At 50.0% G+C, this 22,274-nt stretch carries 25 protein-coding genes, 1 tRNA gene and 1 riboswitch; of the genes, 3 read left to right on the plus strand and 23 right to left on the minus strand.

The features are described 5' to 3' along the window. Positions 1–2: 2 nt before the first annotated feature. The 8 genes from B5E82_RS06775 to B5E82_RS06815 form a co-directional block, all read right to left on the minus strand. Entirely contained in the window at positions 3–470 is a 468-nt protein-coding gene (locus tag B5E82_RS06775) for a GyrI-like domain-containing protein (protein ID WP_087306808.1), read from the minus strand. Between the two features lie 54 nt (positions 471–524). Continuing rightward, positions 525–1,433, minus strand: coding sequence for a helix-turn-helix transcriptional regulator (locus B5E82_RS06780; RefSeq protein WP_087306809.1), 909 nt, complete (start codon positions 1,431–1,433; stop codon positions 525–527). A 54-nt stretch (positions 1,434–1,487) separates the two neighbouring features. Beyond that, the gene (locus B5E82_RS06785) at positions 1,488–2,243 is read right to left on the minus strand and encodes a YdcF family protein (RefSeq protein ID WP_162610728.1); all 756 of its coding nucleotides are present in this window, start codon (positions 2,241–2,243) and stop codon (positions 1,488–1,490) included. Next, positions 2,240–2,746, minus strand: a complete 507-nt coding sequence (locus B5E82_RS06790; RefSeq protein ID WP_087306811.1) for an SEC-C metal-binding domain-containing protein — start codon at positions 2,744–2,746, stop codon at positions 2,240–2,242. The genes B5E82_RS06785 and B5E82_RS06790 overlap by 4 nt, the downstream gene beginning before the upstream one ends. 103 nt (positions 2,747–2,849) lie before the next feature. Further along, positions 2,850–3,779: a SufD family Fe-S cluster assembly protein gene (locus B5E82_RS06795; RefSeq protein ID WP_330398293.1), complete on the minus strand. Its 930-nt coding sequence runs from the start codon at positions 3,777–3,779 to the stop codon at positions 2,850–2,852. A gap of 56 nt (positions 3,780–3,835) precedes the next feature. Then, positions 3,836–4,561, minus strand: coding sequence for an ABC transporter ATP-binding protein (locus tag B5E82_RS06800; protein WP_087306812.1), 726 nt, complete (start codon positions 4,559–4,561; stop codon positions 3,836–3,838). Between the two features lie 237 nt (positions 4,562–4,798). Next, positions 4,799–4,871 (minus strand) — tRNA-Ala (locus tag B5E82_RS06810). A gap of 73 nt (positions 4,872–4,944) precedes the next feature. Continuing rightward, positions 4,945–5,484: a DUF1836 domain-containing protein gene (locus tag B5E82_RS06815; RefSeq protein WP_087306814.1), complete on the minus strand. Its 540-nt coding sequence runs from the start codon at positions 5,482–5,484 to the stop codon at positions 4,945–4,947. Between the two features lie 191 nt (positions 5,485–5,675). On the opposite strand from B5E82_RS06815, the gene B5E82_RS06820 reads away from it, so the two are divergent. Beyond that, positions 5,676–6,518, plus strand: a complete 843-nt coding sequence (locus B5E82_RS06820; RefSeq protein ID WP_162610729.1) for a DegV family protein — start codon at positions 5,676–5,678, stop codon at positions 6,516–6,518. Between the two features lie 81 nt (positions 6,519–6,599). On the opposite strand, the gene B5E82_RS06825 is transcribed toward B5E82_RS06820, so the two are convergent. Beyond that, positions 6,600–7,298, minus strand: a complete 699-nt coding sequence (locus B5E82_RS06825; protein ID WP_087306816.1) for a metallophosphoesterase — start codon at positions 7,296–7,298, stop codon at positions 6,600–6,602. A gap of 74 nt (positions 7,299–7,372) precedes the next feature. Continuing rightward, a complete protein-coding gene (locus B5E82_RS06830; protein WP_087306817.1) occupies positions 7,373–7,852 on the minus strand; it encodes a MerR family transcriptional regulator in 480 nt (159 codons plus the stop codon). A gap of 248 nt (positions 7,853–8,100) precedes the next feature. Between B5E82_RS06830 and B5E82_RS06835 the strand changes: the two genes are divergently transcribed. Beyond that, positions 8,101–9,075, plus strand: coding sequence for an alpha/beta hydrolase (locus B5E82_RS06835; RefSeq protein ID WP_087306818.1), 975 nt, complete (start codon positions 8,101–8,103; stop codon positions 9,073–9,075). Between the two features lie 119 nt (positions 9,076–9,194). On the opposite strand, the gene B5E82_RS06840 is transcribed toward B5E82_RS06835, so the two are convergent. Both B5E82_RS06840 and B5E82_RS06845 read right to left on the minus strand, forming a co-directional pair. Further along, a complete protein-coding gene (locus B5E82_RS06840; protein ID WP_087306819.1) occupies positions 9,195–10,043 on the minus strand; it encodes an AraC family transcriptional regulator in 849 nt (282 codons plus the stop codon). 201 nt (positions 10,044–10,244) lie between these two features. Next, entirely contained in the window at positions 10,245–10,691 is a 447-nt protein-coding gene (locus B5E82_RS06845) for a DJ-1/PfpI family protein (RefSeq protein WP_330398294.1), read from the minus strand. A 528-nt stretch (positions 10,692–11,219) separates the two neighbouring features. On the opposite strand from B5E82_RS06845, the gene B5E82_RS06850 reads away from it, so the two are divergent. After that, positions 11,220–11,762 carry a DUF3795 domain-containing protein gene (locus tag B5E82_RS06850; RefSeq protein WP_087306820.1) on the plus strand — a complete coding sequence of 181 codons (543 nt, stop codon included), beginning with the start codon at positions 11,220–11,222 and terminating at the stop codon, positions 11,760–11,762. A 147-nt stretch (positions 11,763–11,909) separates the two neighbouring features. On the opposite strand, the gene B5E82_RS06855 is transcribed toward B5E82_RS06850, so the two are convergent. The 11 genes from B5E82_RS06855 to B5E82_RS06905 form a co-directional block, all read right to left on the minus strand. Continuing rightward, on the minus strand, positions 11,910–12,920 hold the full coding sequence (locus B5E82_RS06855; RefSeq protein ID WP_087306821.1) for a GGGtGRT protein: 1,011 nt from the start codon (positions 12,918–12,920) through the stop codon (positions 11,910–11,912). Positions 12,921–12,936: 16 nt separating this feature from the next. After that, positions 12,937–13,629 (minus strand): iron-sulfur cluster assembly scaffold protein, encoded by a 693-nt coding sequence (locus B5E82_RS06860; protein WP_087306822.1) that lies wholly within the window; start codon positions 13,627–13,629, stop codon positions 12,937–12,939. A gap of 249 nt (positions 13,630–13,878) precedes the next feature. After that, the gene (locus tag B5E82_RS06865) at positions 13,879–15,294 is read right to left on the minus strand and encodes an NAD(P)/FAD-dependent oxidoreductase (RefSeq protein WP_087306823.1); all 1,416 of its coding nucleotides are present in this window, start codon (positions 15,292–15,294) and stop codon (positions 13,879–13,881) included. Between the two features lie 75 nt (positions 15,295–15,369). Then, positions 15,370–15,465: riboswitch (purine riboswitch) on the minus strand. Positions 15,466–15,545: 80 nt separating this feature from the next. Beyond that, positions 15,546–16,289, minus strand: a complete 744-nt coding sequence (locus B5E82_RS06870) for a TraX family protein (RefSeq protein WP_242966262.1) — start codon at positions 16,287–16,289, stop codon at positions 15,546–15,548. After that, positions 16,286–16,951, minus strand: coding sequence for an acyltransferase (locus B5E82_RS06875; protein ID WP_087306824.1), 666 nt, complete (start codon positions 16,949–16,951; stop codon positions 16,286–16,288). The genes B5E82_RS06870 and B5E82_RS06875 overlap by 4 nt, the downstream gene beginning before the upstream one ends. Then, positions 16,948–19,023 carry a DNA topoisomerase gene (locus B5E82_RS06880; protein WP_087306952.1) on the minus strand — a complete coding sequence of 692 codons (2,076 nt, stop codon included), beginning with the start codon at positions 19,021–19,023 and terminating at the stop codon, positions 16,948–16,950. The genes B5E82_RS06875 and B5E82_RS06880 overlap by 4 nt, the downstream gene beginning before the upstream one ends. Before the next feature lie 122 nt (positions 19,024–19,145). Next, the gene (locus B5E82_RS06885; RefSeq protein ID WP_162610730.1) at positions 19,146–20,156 is read right to left on the minus strand and encodes an RluA family pseudouridine synthase; all 1,011 of its coding nucleotides are present in this window, start codon (positions 20,154–20,156) and stop codon (positions 19,146–19,148) included. Next, complete coding sequence (locus tag B5E82_RS18110; RefSeq protein ID WP_162610731.1) at positions 20,119–20,307, minus strand: hypothetical protein; 189 nt, start codon at positions 20,305–20,307, stop codon at positions 20,119–20,121. Before B5E82_RS18110 ends, B5E82_RS06885 begins: the two co-directional genes overlap by 38 nt. Further along, entirely contained in the window at positions 20,304–20,990 is a 687-nt protein-coding gene (locus tag B5E82_RS06890) for an alpha/beta fold hydrolase (protein ID WP_087306826.1), read from the minus strand. The genes B5E82_RS18110 and B5E82_RS06890 overlap by 4 nt, the downstream gene beginning before the upstream one ends. Beyond that, positions 20,990–21,412, minus strand: a complete 423-nt coding sequence (locus B5E82_RS06895; protein WP_140393097.1) for a hypothetical protein — start codon at positions 21,410–21,412, stop codon at positions 20,990–20,992. The genes B5E82_RS06890 and B5E82_RS06895 overlap by 1 nt, the downstream gene beginning before the upstream one ends. Before the next feature lie 329 nt (positions 21,413–21,741). Beyond that, the gene (locus B5E82_RS06905; protein ID WP_087306829.1) at positions 21,742–22,248 is read right to left on the minus strand and encodes a hypothetical protein; all 507 of its coding nucleotides are present in this window, start codon (positions 22,246–22,248) and stop codon (positions 21,742–21,744) included. Positions 22,249–22,274 lie beyond the last annotated feature (26 nt).

Consider the following 22,274-nt stretch of genomic DNA (forward strand, 5'->3'; position numbering starts at 1 on the left):
ATTTATTCCCCATTTCTCAGACCTACATATATTTGAATCCGTAACCCTTTTTCCCTGTCTTCCTGATACTCTTCAAAGTCACTTTCAAAAGTCCGTGACAAATTCATCTGCCAGATCTCGCGCCACGCAGCCGCTACTTCTTCGCCATTTCCTTCAACCGTAAATTTAGCATAGCATCCCGCCGGAATCCTGCAACATTTATACTCGGGTGAGACCCTCTCTTTCTCTGAAATCTTCTCCGTTTCGCAACCGGCAATCACCGTATAATCTCCTTTTTCATCACTCTCATATTCCGTATAAACGCCGAAAACCGGAGCTTTCTTTTCTTTCAGAGTCTCCACGATACCATTGCTGTAAAACCTGTTCCACAGCTCTCCAATCATTGCTCCCATATTCGGATCACTGTTATTTGTACGAACCGAAATTCCTGTTATCATCTTTTCTTCCAATGTAACAATTTCATATACCATTGTCTTATCTCCTTTTTATAGTTATTGTACCAAAGGAAATACGACAACCGTATGTCATGTATCCAGATGCTTTTCCCGGATTTTTTCTCCGAACCGGGCAAGCTCTGACCGGAACTCCGCGGGTTCCAGCAGCTCTGCCCCGCCGCCGAAGGAGGCGATCCAACCGATAACACTGGTCTTATCCGTAAAACCAAATGAAAACAGCAGCGAGCCATCCGCCTGAATGGAAAAGCTGTCTGCTCCATATTCTTCGATAAGCCGCCATTTATACTCCGGTTCAATTCTCGCTCTTACCTGAAAGACATGGGGAAACACCTTTTCCTGCGACAGATCCGGCAGCGGAGCCGGCCGTTTTTCAAAAGAACCGGAAAGCTCCAGTTCTGTCATCCGGTTCAGCTTGAACAGCCGGAAATCTTCTCTCGTCCGGCACCAGCCCCACAGATACCAGCCGGCCCACTGGAAAATCAAATCATACGGCTCCACAGTCCGGCGGGATTCTCCGGAAGGCGCATGATAGGAAAAGGACACCAGCCGGCTGCTTTCTATCGCTCCATGGAGCAGCTCAATTTTGGGCGCAAGCGCCGCCCGGTACCAGGAGGACAGATCAATCAGAATATGCGGATCGCCTGCCAGAAGATCCGAAGCGCCCGGAAGCAGCTTTTCCATAAGCTGCGCATACCGGTTCGTCCCGCTCACGCTGTCCAGGCTCCGAAGCCCTGCCAGAACCGCCTGCATGTCCGAAGAAGTGAGCAGCGTCCGGTCTATTGCATAGCCTTCCATGATGGAAATGCCGCCGCCCGCTCCGCGCGTGGTCACGATCGGGATTCCTGCCATGCAGAGGCGTTCAATATCCCGGTTGATCGTCCGCCGGGATACCTCGAACTTCTCCGCAAGCCAGGGAGCCGTCACCTTCTCTTTCTGCAGCAGCACTGCCAGAATCCCTATCATTCGATCAAGCTTCATCGTTTCTCTCCAGATTTTCAAATATCTTCCCGAATTCCGGTTTTCTGTCTCTTCTTAAAACACCGCATTTCCAAGCAGCAGATCCTTAACCAGAGCGAACGCTTCCCGGGTCATATAATGGGGACGCATGAAAATCTCCGTGGGAGCCGGAATCCCAAAGGCATCTATTCCCTGGGCCTTCGCGATATGTACCGCCCGGAAAATGTGGAAATCATTTGATACAATTCCGATGGATGGACATTCTCCTTCCATCATCGCCCGGCTGAAGCGGATATTCTGTACCGTATTCACGGACTTTTCTTCCTTCCGAATCCGTTCCGCCCCAATCCCTGCCTCAATCAGGTAATCTTCCATGGCCTCCGCTTCCGTAATGTCCTCTCCCGAGCCCTGCCCGCCCGACACAATGACGAGCGTCCCGGGATTGTCCCGCAGATACTCCGCCGCCCGGTCCAGACGCTGCTTTAAAGCGCGGCTCACCCGGGTTCCCTTCACCTGCGCTCCCAGCACAATCAGGTAATCGCAGGATGCTTTCTCTTTCTGCACCATGCCGCTGACGATACAGCCCTCCGCGGCCAGAAACAGGGCAATTCCAAGCGCCAGAAGGATTCCCGCCGCAGTCCGGATTCCCGGCGGAATGCGCAGAAAGGCCGCCTGAAGGGCGGGCACCCTGCAGACGGCCAGAGCCAGCCAGCATACAGCGCCCAGTCCCAGCCAGAACCAGGCAAAAGACGCATGTACGCCGGCATATAAAAGTATTCCGATATAATAGACTGTAAAAAGTGTGCCAAGAATCAGAAACAGTTTACTCATGCATTTTTTCCGCAGCATTTTTTATATTTCTTTCCGCTTCCGCAGGGGCAGGGATCGTTTCTGCCAATCTTCGGTCCCTTTACAATTGTGCCGGATTTCTTCTGCTCCAGATACAGCTCCTTCTGTCTTTCCTTGGAAAAGATAGCGTCCCACTGGGGCAGCTCATACAGCCAGTCTGCCTTTGCGTCCACCATATTCTTGTAAAGCTTTTCCTTATCAAATTTCAGAGAAACAACCGTGTCCTCCTCCATCTCCTCGATGGGGTTCGGCTCCACCAGGCTGTCGTTGATGCCATCCAGAAAACCGGTCATGGTCATAACGTCCTGTCCGTATTTTTCGGCCAGCTCTTTTACCGTTCCCTTCACCTCAGTGTCCGGGTCCTCCAGAAGCTGCTCATAGATCTCTTTCTCTATGTTAAAATATTTCGCCCAGAATCTCTGTATATCTCCTTTATTTGCCTTTTCGTCGTAGGCCATATCGCGCCACTGCTTCAGTAATGCCATTTGTTTTCTCTCCATCCTTCGCTTTTACTTGCTTTGACCGGGCTTTGGAAAGCCCGTGCATGTCCCTAATGTTATCATCTGAGACCGTATTTGTCAATGTCTCCTACTTCAGGAAACCGCTTACGATCTGCTCTTCCGCCTCTTTTTCCGTCAGTCCCAGAGTCATCAGCTTGGTCAGCTGCTCTCCGGCGATCTTTCCGATGGCAGCCTCGTGAATCAGGCTGGCATCCAGGTTATTGGCGTCCAGAGACGGAACCGCGACCACGTGTCCCTCGTCCATCAGAATCGCATCGCATTCCGTATGTCCGTAGCACTGGTTGTTTCCGCAGATTTTGGAATTGAACACCTGGCGGGAAGCTCCCTTTGCCACAGAACGGGACACCACGTTGGCTGTGGAATCCACGCCGTTTAAATCTACCTGGAAATTCGTCTCCGCGTACTGCTGTCCGTGGGTCATGATCTTTTCCTTGATGATCAGAGTCGCACCGTCTCCCAGCTCTGCCTTTGTGTCACGGATGGTGGAATCCACACCCTTGATCTGCGTGGTCTCCATCTCCATATAGCTGTCAGTATCCATGTAAATCACGGTGGTCGGATTCAGAATCCGGTCTCCGGTACCCTCTCCTTCCCCGTAATGTTTCTCCACATATTTCACTTTCGCGTTTTTCCCGATATGGAAAGTATGGATACCGTCATGCTCCGTGGTATCGTCGCCGCCGCAGTGAATACCGCAGCCCGCCACAATAGTCACATCCGCATCCTCTCCGATATAAAAATCGTTGTAAACCAGATCCTTCAGGCCGCTCTGGCTTACGATGACCGGGATATGAACGCTTTCGTTTTTCGTGCCCGGCTTGATAATAATGTCGATTCCCGGCTTGTCTTCCTTGCTTACAATATCTATATTGGCAGTTGTATTTCTTCCGGCCAGCGATCCGTTGGAACGGATGTTGTATGCGCCTTCCGGAACACTGTGGAGATCTGCCACCTTCTCCAGCATGTGCATCTGTAACTGATCCATTTTCTGAGCCATACTTATATCCTCTTTTCTCTCATGCCGCGTCGGTTCAGGCATCCTGAACAGCCGCCTTACACTACCTTGTCCATCAATGTGCTGCACGCCTCCGAAGACGTCAGAAGCTTCGGAAGCACCTCATCCTTTGTGCCCTGCTCTGTCACCTCTCCGTCCGCGATCACAACGATACGGTCTGCTATGTTCAGGATTCGTTCCTGATGGGAAATGATTACGATGGAGCCGTCGATTTTCCTGCGCATCTCTTCAAATACGCGAATCAGATTGTTAAAGCTCCAGAGATCAATCCCGGCCTCCGGTTCGTCAAAAATAGAAAGCTTCGTTCCCCGGGCCAGCACCATGGCAATCTCGATGCGCTTCAGCTCGCCGCCGGAAAGGGAGGCGTTCACTTCACGGTTGATATAATCTCTCGCGCAGAGCCCCACCTCCGACATATACTGGCAGGCCGCGTCCAGAGAAAGCTTCTCACCGTGAGCCAGATTCAGAAGGTCCAGTACAGTCAGTCCCTTGAAACGGACCGGCTGCTGAAACGCAAAGCTGATTCCCTTTCTGGCTCTCTCCGTGATGGAAAGCTCCGTAATATCATCGCCGTCCAGCAGAATCTTTCCTGACGTAGGCTTTACAATACCGGTAATAATCTTGGCCATCGTGGATTTTCCTCCCCCGTTCGGGCCTGTAATTACCGTAAATTCATCATCTATCTTTAAATTGACATGTCTCAGAATGTCGATATCCTGAGAATCCTCGGTGACCTGATAACAGATATCCTGTAATTCAAGCATTTTCATACGCCTCCTGTGTATCATTTTCTCTGAGAACTATTCTCAGATGGGAATACAGCATCCCATCAGTTGATCATAACAGCGCAGCAATTCTTTGGCAAGCCCCAATTCAATAAAATTTATCCATAAGGCCGGACGCCCCGCGCCCGCGCAGTCTGGTGGAAACCGCAGGGTATCCGCATGATTTTCTGATCCAGAAAGGCCAGAGCATCCGCTCTGGCCTCCCGTCATATCTCCTGGAGCATACGGGACTTGAACCCGTGACCTCCACACTGCCAGTGTGGCGCGCTCCCAACTGCGCTAATGCCCCTTACGCCTTTACTACTATAACAGGACATTCAAAAAAAAACAAGACATATTTTCATTTTTTCAAAGTCCGTCCATTACCGCGCTCCGGAACCATCCCCTTCCGCTTCTCTGCGCATCACGGAAAAACTTTTATCCAGATAAATCTGATAGGAAACCGCAATGATCACACTGCGGAGCATCCGCTTTTCATCGCTGGAATCCTCTCCTATCTCTTCCGGACTCTCCTTCAGGCCGAACACAAAAGCCAGAACGTTTTCCAGCTCGTCACAGAAATAATCATAAGCTGTCTCCGAGGGATACGTGGCCTTCTGAAGCCCGATAAAATATTTCAAATCGTCCAGACTCAGCACATTTTTCGTCACCGCGATAAAGAACAGATACGCAATCTGTTCCCGGCTGTACTGTTTTTTCTCCGGACTGGCAATCAGATGTTTTTTTACATAGTTGGAAATCATGGAAATGGTAATGCAGTTTTCCTGAAGTCCGGACAGATATTCCGAAATATATTTTGCAGTCTGCTCCAGATACAGACCCACCGCCGGGATCTCCCGGTAACGCGGAAGCCGGAATCCCTCCACCGCAGACTTAATCTTCTCTCTGCATGCCTCTGTCATAACAATTCTCCCGTCTGCTGTCTCTGCCGGACAGCCTATGTGATATGAGTATAACATTTCTTTCTTTTCAGCGCAATCTTCCCGTTTTCAGGAATTTTCCCCGATCTATTGACTTTGTATGCAATTCATATTACTATATTATCAGTTTTTTAAAAACCGATAATGCGATATCAAGAAATCGAGGTGCCCGTATGAAATATAAGATTATCATGGATTCTTCTTCCAATATTTTTGACCTGGAACAGGTCAGCTTTTCCAGCGTTCCCTTAAAAATCATTACGGATCAGAAGGAATTTACAGATGATCCGAACCTGGATCTGAACGAAATGCTCACATACCTTTCCGCCTACAAAGGCCGCTCCGGCACAGCCTGCCCAAACATCCATGAATGGCTGGAGGCTTTCGGAGATGCGGAATACGTGTTTGCCGTCACCATAACCGGAACCCTCTCCGGCTGCCATAACGCAGCCGTTCAGGCAAAGGACAGCTATGAAAAGGCACATCCCGGACGCCGTGTCTGCTGTCTGGACAGTCTCTCCACCGGTCCGGAAATGGTTCTGATCGCCGAAAAGCTGCGGGAACTCATCCTTTCTGACCCGGAGCTGAGTTTTGAACAGATAGAGACAGAAATACGTGCTTACATGAAGCAGACCCATCTCATCTTCACGCTGGAAAGCCTGAACAACATGGCACAGAACGGCCGGGTATCTCCTCTGGTCGCCAAAGCCTGCGGCCTTCTGGGAATCCGCATCGTCGGCCAGGCCAGCAGCGAGGGCACTCTGCAGCCTCTGCACAAAAGCCGCGGCATCGCAAAGGCACTGAAAATGATGCTTGAAGAAATGAAAAAGAACGGCTACCGGGGCGGAAAACTGCGGATCGTCCACTGCCAGAACGAAGCAGCCGCCCGGGAATTTCTTAAGCTTGTAAAAACGGAATTTCCAGACTGCGACGCCTCCATCGGAAACACAACCGCTCTCTGCAGCTTCTATGCCGAGAAAGGCGGTCTTATGGCCGGTTATGAAAGCAGCCTGTAAGATTCTCTGATCCCAAAAACTCCGGAAAGCAGACAAACAACGTTCTGCTTCCCGGAGTTTTTTCGCCGGATACTCCTCTTTTTACGGCAGGATCAGCTCCGGCCTGAACTTCAGATAATCCGACGATACCAGTTTATACTCTATCCCGTCCACATCGCCCTTAAAGCTGTCGTCAAACCGCTCTCTTCCGTGACAGTGGGAATAGATGACCTTCGAGGCCCCATACTCCTGTGCCATCCTGGTAAACGGGCTTTCCATCTCTCCGATGCTGGTCGGCGGATAATGCAGAAACATCAGATACTGTGTGAACCCTGCCGCCTTTGCCGCTTCAAAGGAAGTCCTCAGCCGCGCAAGCTCTCTTGTCATAATCTTTTCAAAATGATCCGGCGCGTCCCATCCCTCGTAGCAGTAGCCCTTGGTTCCCACCAGCGCATACTCTCCATAGGAATAGAAATTATTCTGCAGGAATTCCAGGCGGCCTGCAAACCGCTCATTCAGCCGCTCCGTCTTTTTCGCGTCCCAGAACATGTCATGGTTGCCCCGGAGCAGAATCTTACGCCCCGGAAGCCCCATGATAAATTCCAGATCCGCCGCGCATTCTTTCAGATTCCTGCCCCAGGAATGATCGCCGGTAATCACCACCGTATCCCCGGAAGCAATCCGCCGGTTCCAGTATTTTTCAATTTTCTTTTCATGGTTCTTCCAGACCCGTCCAAAAAGATCCATGGGCTTGTCTACGGAAAAAGCCAGATGCAGATCCCCGATTGCATAAAGGCTCATGTCTTTCCTCACCTTTCCCGAAATTTCTGTCCGCAGATTTTTCCAAGCATGGCAGAGAGCACGAAATTTATCTCTTACCCTGCCCTGCGTATTTTCTTTTCCTTCCCGTTTCCCGTTTTTTCAAACGCAAGCTCATATGCGGCGCGTATTTCCTCCGGCATCTCTTCCGGAGACATCTGCCGCACCCGCTCTTCCGCTCCGTCCTCTATGGCCTGCTCGTAATACCAGCGCTTGTACCGGATCATGGCAAGCGTCTTTTCCAGCCTGTGCATCTCCTCTTTTACTGCCTCTTCCTGCCGGATGAACAGCTCTTTTCTTTTCGGATAGGTGCTGCTTCCTTCCGAACACCATTCCATAAACGTCTTGATCTCGCGGATTTCCAGCCCTGAGCGTTTCAGGCATTCAATGACCCGGAGAGCTTCCATCTCCTTTTCCGTAAACTTCCGGATTCCCCCGGACCGCTCCAGTCCCGGAAACAGTCCCTCCTTGTCATAATACCGCAGTGTGGAAACGGGGATCTGAAACATTTCTGATATCTGTCCTATCGTATACATATGCGCCTCCTCCGGCTCTCCTGTACAAAATCAGTCGCCCGCCGCAGCCAGCCGCAGACGTTTGTACATTCCTGCCGTGTTCACAAAAAGTTCAAAAATATCATCTTGACCTAAAGCCAGGTTTAGGTCTTATACTGACCATAACACGGAGAGACAGAAATGTCAATCCAGAATCTTTCAACAGGATAACCCCTTTTTCCGGCCTGCAGACAGGTACGGTACACATTTTTTTACAGGAGGATTTTTTTATGGAAGAAACATTACAGCTGACAGCAGAATGGGACAAGGTATTTCCCAAAAGCGAAAAAGTAAATCACCGCAAGGTAACCTTTCACAACCGGTACGGCATCACCCTGGCAGCCGACCTGTACGAGCCGAAAAACGCCGCCGGAAAGCTCCCGGCTCTGGCCGTCAGCGGTCCCTTCGGCGCCGTCAAGGAACAGTCCTCCGGACTGTATGCCCAGACCATGGCAGAAAGAGGCTATCTGACCATCGCCTTTGACCCCTCTTTTACAGGCGAGAGCGGAGGCACGCCCCGGTATATGGCCTCTCCGGATATCAACACCGAAGACTTCCAGGCCGCCGTCGATTTTCTGTCTGTGCAGGATAACGTAGATCCGGAAAGAATAGGCATCATCGGTATCTGCGGCTGGGGCGGAATGGCCGTCAACACCGCTGCCATTGACACCCGGATCAAAGCGACCGTCGCCGTCACCATGTATGATATGGCCCGTGTCAATGCAAAAGGCTATTTTGATTCGGAAGACAGCGAAGAAGCCCGCTATGAAAAACGCGCAGCCCTGAACGCCCAGAGAACGGCCGATTACCGGAACGGAAGCTACGAACGGGCCGGCGGCGTGGTGGACCCGCTGCCCGAAGACGCGCCCTTCTTTGTAAAGGATTATCATGACTATTACAAGACAGAGCGCGGCTACCACAAACGCTCCCTGAATTCCAACGAGGGCTGGAACACCACCGGCTGCATCTCCTTCCTGAATCAGCCGATTCTGCAGTACAGCGGTGAGATCCGCAGCGCCGTGCTTCTTGTTCACGGCGAAAAGGCTCATTCCTGCTATTTCAGCAAGGATGTATTCCAGACGCTGAAAGGAGATAATAAGGAGCTGCTGCTGATTCCCGGAGCAGTCCATACAGATCTGTACGACCGGATGGATGTCATTCCATTTGAGAAGATCGATGAGTTTTTTCAGAAGTACCTGAAATAAAAAAGGCGTCCGCCTCTATCTCTTTTGAGCCAAATCCGCAGAGCCGCAAAGACCGGCAGGGCCAGGGAACTCTCCTGGCGCTGCCGGTCTTTGACTGCTGTATTTTCTTCTAAAATCCCTCAGACTTTTCTGACCGGAATCCAGACCTCGTATCGCGTATCGCTGGGATTCGGCTGAAAGTAAACCTCCACATCCGGCCCCTCTGTAAATTCATAGCCGGAAGTCGGGAGCCATTCCGTTACAACACGCCTCTCCAGCTCCTGAATCGATTTTCCCGTACCGGACCCGGAAAAGATTGCCCACATACATTCCGGAATCATGTATTCCTCCAGTGAATCATCAATATCCGCAGAGGATGAAACCGCTATATAATACCGCCACTGCTCCTTATCGCTGCAGGCACTTACCCCCAGAACTCCCTGCGGCTGGCTGTTCATCAGTGAAATAATTTTTTCAATCGTGCCGTCCGCCACTGCCTCCTGCCACATCTGCGGCACTTCCAGAAAATTCTGTTCAATCTCCTTATTCAGCGGCCAGGATTTCCCGACTATCCGGAAAGTTTCTTTCGTCTCAATGCGATAATTCATTTCTTTCCCTCCCTCAACTTCAAATTTAAAGGAGATCGGCGGAAAGGACTTCACAGACACGCCCTCGTTTTTCACCGCAGACGGAGCGATTCCATGAACACTCTGAAAAGCTCTGTTAAACGCCGTCGGGGATGAATAGCCGTATTTCAGACCGATATCAATGATTTTTTCATCACCGCTCTGCAAATCAACAGCAGCCAGAGACATCCGTCTGCGGCGTATGTACTCCGAAAGCGAAACGCCCGCTATATAAGCGAACATTCTCTGAAAATGATATACAGAGCAGCAGGCGATTTCAGCAAGCTCCTTATAATCGATTTCTTCGGCAATGTGTTCTTCTATGTAGTTGATCACCTGATTCATCCGGTTGGTCCATTCCATTTTTCTGCTCCTTTTCACCGTTTATTATAATGGTTCCGTTCCCCTGCTTCCTCTCTTTTCATGCACAAAAAAGAGAGGGGGAAGGCCTTACCTTCCCCTGTGCTTCTGTTTGTTCTGCTCCTGCTGCAGTTTTAAATCCTCCTGCGATTTCGTCCCAACACCTGCATTCTGAAGATGCTTCTCCGCTATTTGATAAGAATTTTAATACCCCATTGCGTGCTTTACGATTACCATTTTATCAAAGCCAATGAGCCTCTTTAATAATTCAAAGGCAACGTCAGCCGCCGTCTCCGGACAATAGGAAGTCATGATATTCCCGTCGACAACTATCCTCTCGTTTGTCACCACTGCGCCAAATTCAGCTAATTGTTTCTGTCTGCAGGCATTTTTCAGATGATATGTGGTAGCCTTTCTTCCTTGCAATATACCGCTTTTCCCCAGCGGCAGCGCTCCAACACAGACAGAAGCAATAATTTTCTCCTGCCGGTTAAACTCCCGAATCAGTGCCATCACACGTTCATCAAACGCTTCCTGATAAAATCCAAATTCTTCAAATCCTCCCGGAATGGCCAGCGCATCGTATTCTTCAACATTAATTTCATCCAGTGTCTTATCTACAATAATCGGAACACCAAATGTACTGATCACTTTTCTGTTTTACCCGCATGTCTCTGTCTGTACAGGATACCCATAATCATTTCGCGCCCATCCAAATACATCAATAAACGCACTGAACTCCATAGTTTCAAAGCCTTTTGCGCAAAACACTAATATTTTCATCTTCAACCTCCGCACTTGCTAAATTGCCGTCATTTACCTGAAAATGAAAATATCAGTCCCCGCATATATGCCTTGTTTTCTCATCAAAAATACATTCAAAAAATTTTCGTCACCAGTGACTATCTTATTCAAAATCGCTGCACCTGCATTTCGTTCCGTTTATAATTAACTCAATTCCGTAAAATCCGTTTTGCTGGCTCTATTATACTATGACCGCCTGCTTTTGAGAATATGTGATATCCTCTGAGCACCAGATATTTTCTTATTTACAGACATATGTTAAAATACAGACATCCCTGCTGTTGATATCTCCGGCTCAAGGGTCTTCCAGAGTTTCCACCAGGATATATCCAGAAAACGTTTTTTGACGCATGTTATAAGATAAGAGGATTTTCTATGAAAAATTTCAAAAGAGACAATTTATTATTTTCCCTGTGCGGATTGAATTGTGGCTTATGCCCCATGAACCTGAATCAATACTGCCCCGGCTGCGGTGGCGGGGAGGGAAATCAATTCTGTTCCCTGGCAAAATGCAGTTTACAGCATAAAAATATAGAATATTGCTTCCAGTGTGAAAATTATCCCTGCGAAAAATATAACGGCATAGATGACTTTGATTCTTTTATCACGCACCAACACCAAAAACAGGATATGAAAAAATTCAGGGTAATAGGGGCTGAGCTTTATACAGCGGAACAGCAGCGAAAGAAAGCACTGTTAAATCATCTGATAGATACTTATAATGATGGACGAAAGAAAACTCTGTTTGGTGTCGCAGTCAATCTGCTGGAGTTGAACGATTTAGAAAATATCATATCCGAATTAGACGGGAATACCTCGAATCTCACATTAAAAGAAAAAGCTTTCCATGCAGCCCGTTTGCTTCAGGAAACTGCTTCAAAGAAAAATATTTTATTAAAGTTACGCAGGAAAAAATAAATCGTCAAGCTTTGAAATCAATTATGATTTTTTCAACCGAAACTGCTTCCGTTCAACAATAACCACATTTCAACATAAAGAAAGCGCCGTAATCTTTTGGATCACAGCGCTTTCTCAAATTATCAGTTTATAAACAAATGGATATCCTTAGAACTTGCCTTCCTTCGCAGCTTCCTCAATGGAAACAGCTACAGCTACAGTCATACCAACCATCGGGTTGTTTCCTGCGCCGATGAGACCCATCATCTCTACGTGAGCCGGTACGGAAGAAGATCCAGCGAACTGAGCGTCGGAGTGCATACGGCCCAGAGTATCGGTCATTCCGTAGGAAGCCGGTCCTGCTGCCATGTTGTCCGGATGCAGAGTACGTCCTGTACCGCCGCCGGAAGCAACGGAGAAGTACTTCTTGCCAGCCTCGATGCGCTCCTTCTTGTAGGTTCCTGCTACCGGATGCTGGAAACGGGTCGGGTTTGTGGAGTTTCCGGTGATGGAAACGTCTACATTCTCTCTCCACATGATGGCAACGCCTTCACGTACGTCGTTTGCGCCGTAGCAGTTTACCTTCGCACGGGGGCCGTCAGAGTATGCTTTGCGGAATACTTCCTTCAGCTCGCCGGTGTAATAATCATACTGGGTCTCTACATATGTAAAGCCGTTGATACGTGCGATGATCTGAGCAGCGTCCTTTCCAAGACCGTTCAGGATAACGCGCAGCGGTTTCTGACGAACCTTGTTTGCCTTGGTAGCGATACCGATAGCGCCCTCTGCTGCTGCGAAGGACTCATGGCCTGCCAGGAAGCAGAAGCACTCGGTATCCTCTTCCAGAAGCATCTTTCCAAGGTTTCCATGTCCCAGACCTACCTTACGCTGGTCTGCTACAGAACCCGGAATGCAGAAAGCCTGAAGGCCTTCTCCAATAGCTGCTGCTGCGTCAGATGCCTTACGGCAGCCCTTCTTGATGGCGATAGCAGCGCCTGTGATGTAAGCCCAGCATGCGTTCTCAAAGCAAATCGGCTGAATGCCCTTTACCTGATTGTATACATCCAGTCCGGCATCCTTTGTAATCTTCTCTGCTTCCTCGAGAGAAGCAATGCCATAGCTGTTCAAAACCTGATTGATTTTGTCAATTCTTCTTTCATATGATTCAAATAAAGCCATTTTCTTACCTCCTCGATTATTCCTGTCTCGGGTCGATGATCTTTACAGCGTCATCCACACGTCCGTACTGTCCCTGGGCCTTCTCCCATGCGGTGTTCGGGTCGTCGCCCTTCTTGATGAAGTCTGTCATCTTTCCAAGGTTTACAAACTTGTAGCCGATGATCTGATCCTCTTCATCCAGCGCAATACCGGTTACATAGCCCTCTGCCATCTCCAGGTAACGAGGTCCTTTTTTCAGAGTTCCATACATGGTTCCGATCTGGCTTCTGAGTCCCTTTCCAAGGTCCTCCAGACCTGCGCCGATGGGAAGACCATCCTCAGAAAATGCGGACTGAGAACGTCCGTATACGATCTGAAGGAACAGCTCTCTCATAGCCGTGTTGATTGCATCACATACGAGGTCGGTATTCAAAGCCTCCAGAAGTGTTCTTCCGGGAAGAATCTCTGCAGCCATAGCTGCGGAATGTGTCATACCGGAGCAGCCAAGAGTCTCAACCAGAGCCTCCTGGATGATTCCCTCCTTGATGTTCAGGGTCAGCTTGCAGGCGCCCTGCTGCGGAGCACACCAGCCTACGCCGTGTGTCAGGCCGGAAATGTCTTTGATTTCTTTTGCCTGTACCCACTTTGCTTCTTCCGGAATCGGAGCAGCGCCATGATTTACGCCCTGAGCTACCGGACACATTGTTTCAACTTCATGTGAATAAATCATTATAAAACTCCTTTCAAATTAAGTTAATCAGCGGCGCCGGGGTGGCTTGGATCCCGGCTTGTCGCATTTGATTATATTTTCTCATAATATCTGGAATTCGTCCAGTCTTTTTTTACGAAACGGGAAAGTCTGAATGTTCAGACTTCAGCATCTTCCGGCAAGGCCATTCCGGCATTTCCGCCTTTTTTATATTTTCTTTTTCTCCCATGCCTTCAGCTCTTTCTGCGTTTTTCCCAGTTTTCCGAATCTTTAAGCTTTCTCATTTTCCGACAGCTTCCGCCCCATCAGCACCCCCATGACGGAAGCCATCATCAGTCCTCTGGTCCAGCCGCTGGAATCACCCAGGCAGTAAAGTCCCCGGATATTCGTCACCAAATCCGGTGTCATCTTAATCCGGTTGCTGTAGAATTTCAGCTCCGGAGAATAGAGAAGGGTTTCATTGGCCGCAAAGCCGGGCACCACATGATCCACGGCCTGAATAAAATTGATGATATTCGTCATGGCCCGGTAAGGCATGGCCGCTGTGATGTCGCCCGCTACCGCGTCCGGCAGAGAGGGACGGACATTGGACTGGGAAAGCTCCTTCTGCCAGGTCCGCTTTCCGCCCAGAATATCGCCGTAGCGCTGCACCAGAATCTTCCCGTCTCCCAGCATATTCGTCAGTTCTCCCACCTTCTGGGCGTAAGCAATAGGCTGGTTGAACGGATATGTGAAATTGTGGGAACACAGAATCGCCAGGTTGGTATTCTGAGATTTCAGGTCCTTATAGGAATGGCCGTTTACCACCGCCAGATCATTATCGTAGTTTTCCTGGCTGACAAAACCGCCCGGATTCTGGCAGAAAGTGCGGACTTTATTCTTAAAGGGCAGCGGATAACCGATAAGCTTCGACTCATAGAGAATATTGTTTACATCCTCCATGATCTCGTTTCGCACTTCCACGCGCACGCCGATATCCACGGTCCCCGGCACATGGGCGATATCATGCTGCTCACAGAGCTTTTCCAGCCAGTCTGCTCCTTTTCTGCCGGTGGCCACGATCACATGATCGGCATAAATCACCTGTTCATTCGTATGCTTTGCGGAATCTTCCAGTACAGCCCCTTTACAGACATCGTTCTCCACAATCAGATCCCGGCAGTGGCAGCCAAACAGAATCTCCACGCCCTTTTCCAGCAGATACTGCTCAATCCGGTAATAAATCTCCTGGGCCTTTTCTGTTCCCAGATGGCGGATCGGGCAGTCTACCAGCTTCAGGCCGGCCTGAATGGCTCTCTTCCGGATATCTTTTACCTCCTTTTCCTTTCCAACGCCTTCCACCTTTGTATCCGCGCCGAATTCCAGATAGATCTGATCCGTATACTGAATCATTTCCTGGGCAAAGTCCTCTCCAATCAGGGATGGCAGATCTCCGCCCACTTCATAGCTTAAAGACAGCTTGCCGTCGGAAAAAGCGCCTGCTCCGGAAAATCCAGTGGTAATATTGCAGTAAGGTTTGCAGTTCATGCATTTCTTCGTCTTTGCCTTCGGACAGGAACGCTTTTCCACCGGCCTTCCTTTTTCTACAATCGTGATGCTCTTTCTGCTTCCCCTTCGCAGAAGCTCCAGAGCCGTAAAGATTCCTGCAGGCCCCGCCCCGATAATCAATACATCTGTTTTGCTCATTTCAAATACCTCCTTTGCTCATCTGCTGCAGATACTCTGCAGATACCAAAACAGCTGCCAGAACAGTATATAGCATCTCCCCGGAGGGAGGCTTATAGTCAACTGTTACGGCAGCTGGTAGAAACATTCAACCTATTATGAATTTATATAAGACTCAAACCTTTACCATATTAGCGGACAAAAACCCATTTGTCAAGCAGAGAAGCCGTCCTTTACAGCAGCGCCGCCTGAAATATCAGGAAAAAATCTTCCTACAGCAGCGCCGGCAGCACAAAATTTCCGGCCGCCCAGAGAATCAGCAGATGGACCGGATAAAACACATAGAAAAAGTATTTCGGCTGGCGTCCCCGCTTTCCGTTGTACAGCGCAAGAATCAGAAAAGCCGGAATGCTGAAAATCTCAATCCGCGCCAGAAGCACAAGCAGAATCAGCGAAAGGACAGAGGCCGCCCAGAACCGCTCCCGCAGAAGATACATCACCGCAATTACTGCCACGCCTATGGCCCCGTAATCTGTCCCGCACAGTTCTGCCGCCGCGCCCAGAACCGCCAGCGCCAGCATGCCTCTCCACTCCTGCCCGGGAGATCTCTGAAAAGCCTGAATCACAAGCAGGCCGGCCAGCAGCGTAAAAAATACATTTTGGGTTCCCCAGTAAAACGGCTGATTATGAAGCGCCAGATCAAACGGGATCTCAGAAATGAGCGCAAAGGAAGCCAGTCGCAGCAGGTATTTCCGGGGACTGCGCGTATGCACGGCTCCTTCTACCAGGAGAAAGCAGAAAATCGGAAACGCTGCCCTTCCGATTCCGCGCAGAACCGAATCCAGGCTGAGCCAGAAATACAGATTGTCAATCCTGCCCGCCAGCGGTGAGACGCCGTAATAATTCAGCACAAAGACCTCCAGCAGACAGGCCCCGATGTGGTCCACAAGCATAATCAAAACCGCGAACCATTTCAGCGCGCTGCCCGAAAAAGGCATTGCCTCTCTCCGGCTCATCTCTTCTCTGCTACCTCGCCCTGCTTTTTATAGATGGAATGGGCCGGAACCACGCCCCGTACGGAAGACAGGGGATAAATATTGCTGTTCTTCCCAATGACGGTTCCCGGATTGAGCACGGAGCCGCAGCCCACTTCCACTTCGTCGCCAATCATGGCGCCGAATTTCTTGATTCCGGTCTCAATGTCGCCCTCCGGCGTATGCACCTTCACCAGGAGCTTGTCAGACTTCACATTGGAGGTGATGGAGCCTGCTCCCATGTGGGCTTTATAGCCCAGGATAGAGTCTCCCACATAATTGTAATGGGGCACCTGCACTTTATTGAACAGAATCACGTTTTTCAGCTCTGTGGAGTTTCCGACCACAGCCCCGTCTCCCACCAGGGCATTTCCGCGGATGAACGCGCAGTGGCGGACTTCCGTATCCCTGCCGATGATACAGGGTCCTGTGATGGAAGCGGTAGGCGCTACTTTGGCAGAGCGGGCAATCCAGATGTTTTCCCCGCGTTTTTCGTACTCTTCTTCACTTAATCCCGCGCCAAGCTCCAGAATGAAAGCGCCGATTTTCGCCAGCGCTTCCCAGGGATAGGTTACGCTTTCCAGAAGAGGCGCAGCCAGCGTCTCAGACAGCGTATAAAGTTCCTTTACTTCCAGTTCTTTCATTTCTTTTCCTGCTCCTTTTTCTTGATTTTCTTTTCCGGATCTGTACCCCCAGCTTTCTTCTGAGAGCCTCCTCCCGTCTTATAAAATCCTGCCGACGCGTCAAAACAGGGGCGCAGGGCCCTCCGGTAATCCGCGTTCAGCACATTCTGCGTCTTGTCAGTGATAAATTTTTCGAGCTTCTGCATGTATATTTCTTCTGTGATGGTTCCCTCCGCCATCTGTGTCAGTCCCTTTTCCCAGCTGGCTGTCAGCTCCGGATTCAGCAGGCTGTAGATGGAAGCCCGCACCACATCGTAAATCATCTCTCCCAAAAGCGTCGGCGTGATAATCTGCGTCTTTTTATTTAACGCAATGTATTTATTATTCACAAGTTTTTTCAGGATCTCCGCACGGGTCGCGCTGGTTCCGATTCCGCTTCCCTTGATCTGGGCCCGCAGCTCCTCATCCTCGATTAGCTGGCCCGCATTTTCCATAGCCAGAATCATAGAACCGGAATTATAACGCTTCGGCGGAGAGGTCTCGCCTTCTTTGATCCGAAAACCGCCGGTCTCGATGACCGCCCCTTTCCTGAGCCCCTTTAAAAGTTCCAGAAATTCCGCGTCCACGCGCACATCTTCCGTCTCGTCTTCGTCTGTTTTCTTTTTTCCGCTGTCGCCAGCCTGAGGCTGCACCTTCAGCCAGCCTTCCAAAAGCAGCACCCGGAAACTGGAGAAGAACCGTTCTCCCCGCACCTCCGTCACCAGCTGCACCTTCTGGTATTCCGCCGCCGGATAAAAAATTCCCAGAAACCGCCGGGCTATCACCTCGTAAATCTGTTCCGATACCGGCGAAAGACTCCTTAAAGCCCCCAGCCCCTGGCCGGTGGGAATAATTGCGTAGTGGTCCGTGATCTGCTTGTCGTTGACGTAACGGGTCTTTGCAATCCCCTTCCATGCCGTTCCCCCGAGCACTTCCGATGCATACTGAGACAGCTTTCCGTAGGACCGAAGACCAGACAGGTTTTTCCCTATCTCCTTTGCCACCGCTGTGGAAAGCACCCGGGCGTCCGTTCTCGGGTAGGTCACAAGCTTTTTTTCATACAGCTCCTGGACCACCCGAAGAGTTTCGTCGGGGCTCAGCTTGAAGCGCCGGGAGCATTCATTCTGAAGTTCCGCCAGATTGAAAAGCAGAGGCGGATTTTTCTTTTCCTTTTTCCGCTCAATGGAAAATAACGCCGCCTGTACCGGCTTTTCTTCTTCCAAAAAGCGGATCAGCTCTTTTGCGTCCTCCTCCTTTTTAAATCCGTTTTCCTTATACAGCTTATGCGGTTCACAGAATACGGAACCTGATACCGCCCGCCATTCTCCTTCAAATTTTCTTCCATGAAGACCGAAATCTCCCAGTACCCGGTAGAAGGGCGTTTTGACAAATTCCCGGATCTCCCTCTCCCTGCGGACCACCATGCCCAGCACACAGGTCATAACGCGTCCTACAGAAATCACCGTGTATTTCGTATTCAGATAACCGGAAATCGTATTTCCGTATTTCAGGGTCAGAAGGCGGGAAAAATTAATACCCATCAGATAATCTTCCTTGGCACGCAGATAGGCGGCGCTGGCCAGATTGTCATATTCCGACAGATCCTTTGCTTCCCGAATGCCCCGGAGGATCTCCTCCTCCGTCTGCGAATCGATCCAGACGCGCTTCCGCTTTTTCCCGTGAACGCCTGCCATCTGTTCCACCAGCCGGTAGATATACTCTCCTTCCCGCCCGGAGTCGGTACATACATAGATTGTCTCCACATCCGGACGGTTCAGAAGGCCTTTTACAATCTCATACTGCTTCTTTACCGAGGGAATCACCTCATATTTGAATTTCTCCGGCAGAAACGGCAGCGTCGCCAGACTCCATTTCTTATATTTTTCATCGTAAACCTCCGGGTAACTCATGGTCACCAGATGACCCACGCACCAGGTCACAATGCTGTCTTCGCCTTCCAGATATCCGTCCCGGCGTGAAGTATTCAGCTTCAACGCCTTTGCAAACTCCTGCGCCACACTGGGCTTCTCGGCAATATATAATGATTTTCCCATAAATCCTCTCTTTGCCGACGCTTTTCCCTTGCGTCCGCGCCGCATTTCCCGGCTGCAGCCCGATCCTGCCCTGGCTTTCGGCATTCCCTTCTGCCGTCATTCGCAGAATCCTGCAGCCCGGTCTATTCTACCACAAATTCAAGGATTCTGGCAATGTCTTTTGGTACAGGAGCCGAAATCCGAAGTTCTTTCCCTGTAAAGGGCTGAAAAAACGCAAGCTCCGCCGCATGAAGGGCTGTCCGGCCTATCAGCCCTGTTTCTTTCGGTTCTTCTGTTCTGCCTGTGTCCCAATGCAGCCCTTTTCCGTATAAGGGATCTCCCAGAAGCGGGCATCCGATATAAGCCATGTGAACCCGTATCTGATGCATACGGCCGGTCTCCAGCCTGAGACGGACAAGAGAATACCGGGATCTCCGTCTGCTCCTGCCTTGTCCTCCACAGACACCTTCGTCTTCCGGTTCCCGGCTGTCTTCCCAGGTCTTCAGGACCTGATAATGCGTTTTCGCGGATTTTCCGTCTTCTGAGACGCGCATCCGTCTTCTGTCCTCCGGTACCGGGGCGAGCAGAGCGCAGATCTCTCCTTCCTTCTCCGGGGGCACCCCCTGGCAGACTGCCAGGTAAGTCTTTTTCAAAATGCCATTCTCCCGCTGTCCTTCCAATCGCCCAGCCGCCGCCCGGCTTTTGGCTGCCAGAACCACACCCGAAGTATCCTTATCCAGCCGTCCGAAGATACGGATTATGCTGTCTTCTCCTTTATTCCGGAGATAGAAGGCCAGACGGTTTGCCAGCGTGTCTCCTTCCCATGATTTTCTGCCTGCCGGATGGACCGAAAGTCCCGCAGGCTTATTCAGAACAATTACATCCCCGTCTTCATAAAGGATGTTCAGTTCTTTCTCTGAGGAACGAAGCTGCGGGGAAGTGTCTTCTCCTGCCCCCAGCCGCACCTCCACAATGTCTTCTGCTTTCAGGACAGCCGTAACCTTCTTTCTCTCTCCGTTGACACAGATTCCGTTTTCCAGAAATTTCGACCGGCTGATCTCCTTTTTACTTAAGGACATGCAGAAACGCAGAAACTTTCCCAGCATCATGCCGTCCTCATCCGGCGTTACTTTCCGGGCAATCCTTTTTTCCACAATGTACCTGCTCCTTTCCCAGATTGGCGATACGCATAGCTGCTTCCTCTGGCGGAATGTCTGATACATCAATCTTTTCCGTGATTGCTTTCGTTTCCTCCGCCGGTTCCGCTGCTGCCGGCCTGTAGTTCTCTGCTTTCCGCCATCTCAAAGCACTCTCTCCAAAAACAAATCCACTGCCGCATTAAATTCTTCGGACGCTTTCGCAGCCACAAAATGACCGCCTTTCACAAACTTCAGCTCCGCGCCCGGAATTACTGCTGCCAGAAGCTTTGTGTGTTCTTCTTTGATCATATCCTCGGTCCCTGCAATTACGAGCGTGGGAACATGAATCTCTTTCAGCTCCGAGGGTTCTATATTCGGATCATCGACCATGAGAGCCAGCATCTCATGATTCTTTCTGGCCTTTTCTGATATTCTGGAAAAAAGCTTTGTCATCCGGTACCCAAGCTCAATCGGAATCTGCACAGAAGCCTTTACACCCCTCGCATTCAGATTGCCTCCGTTCAATATCAGCGCTTCCACCTTCTCCGGATGCTTCATCGCAAAGCGCATGGCGATGTTGGCTCCGTCAGAAAACCCCAGGATAACGGCCTTTGAGATATCTCTCTGCTCCAGAAATGCATTCAGATCCTCCGCAAACTGGCTGATGGTAAAGGGCGCCGCTCCCCGCGGGGACTGTCCGTGTCCCCGCGTATCCACCGCAATTACTCTGTATTTTTTCGAAAAATACGCAAGCTGATGCTTAAAATATGTTCCGTCTTCTCCATTACCATGTAACAGGAGCAGCGGGGTCCCTGTCCCTTCTTCTATGTAATGCAGGGTGATGTCCATTATTTTTCGTTCCTTTCTGGTGTTTTTCTGTCTTCGTGCGGATATAAAGCACGGTTACCCGTTTCATCTTTACGGCGTACCCTGATGAAGGTGTAAATTTCCGTCACTCCAGTGCTGAACAAAAGATATGGTATAATATATAGATTAAGTTTATAAGCCATTTCTGTTTTTCCCAGAATCAACAGAATAATACTAGCTGCAAGATACACTGCAGAGCCGGCCAGAGCCAGCTTTCCAAAGCATCTGTTGGACCAAAACCATACATTTCTGCGCATCCCCTGCTGAGGTGATTTATAGCCCAGCATATTTCCTTTTTCCCTTGGAGAATAATATCTTAAAAAAAGCGAAAAACAAAGAAACAAAATTCCCATGCCCAAATTATTCATATCTTCTCCCCCTTCGCAATATCCCCAATCTGCCATAGAACCTTCCATGTGTTTCAATGTAGCTCTTACTTTTCTACATCCGCTCTTCAAACGCAGAGATGCTTCCGCAGCGGGCTGCAAGCCTGTGCCAGCGCGTCAGCACTTACGGCCGTACTTTCACCTTCCCAATATGACGGTGTTGTTCCGCTTGTATTGAAATAAATATACATTAACCTGTCCGGATAATCAAGATCCGGAAGCTCCAGGCATCTGTTCTGAAACCGGTACATCATATAGTCTTTCCCAAAAGGAGCGTAGGGAAGAAACATATTTTTCGTCCATTTTTTGCGCTTTCTCTCATTTCCCTCTCTCCCTGTAAATGCCTGTTAAAACACAATATTTAACACTGTAAAAAAGATGCCTCCTGCTGCAAGCAGCACCACCGCGCCCGCCAGAAATCTGAGCCCGTCCTTTCTCAAAGCCTCACCAAAGCCGCTCATGCCAATCCGGGCCGACTCTTCCATATCCTGTCTGCACCAGGTCTTTTTCTGACAGGACGGGCAGAACAGCCTTCCGGACTGGCGGACCGTTCTTCCTGTCATTCCATTTCCCTTATAGACAGACTTGCGAAACATAAACGGATGTCTGACCAGATAATCTGCCGGAACACAGAAGGAATGTCCGCAGGTTTCACAGGTAAAGGAGATTTCCCCGGAGCACATCGCTTCCGACCTTCGGATATCCCGCATCAGTTTTATAAACCAGACAATCAGCCATCCCAGCAGGAGGACTCCCCAAATCACAAGTCCCGCCATCCGGATTTCATTTCTCATCTGCAGACGCGCAATCCGCTCCGCCTGTTCCGCCAGCATCTGTTCTCTCAGTTCTTCCATTCCAGTTTTCCCGCCTTAATTCTCCA

The organism is Lachnoclostridium sp. An138, assembly GCF_002160765.1.
In the GTDB taxonomy this organism is placed as follows: domain Bacteria; phylum Bacillota; class Clostridia; order Lachnospirales; family Lachnospiraceae; genus Laedolimicola; species Laedolimicola faecalis.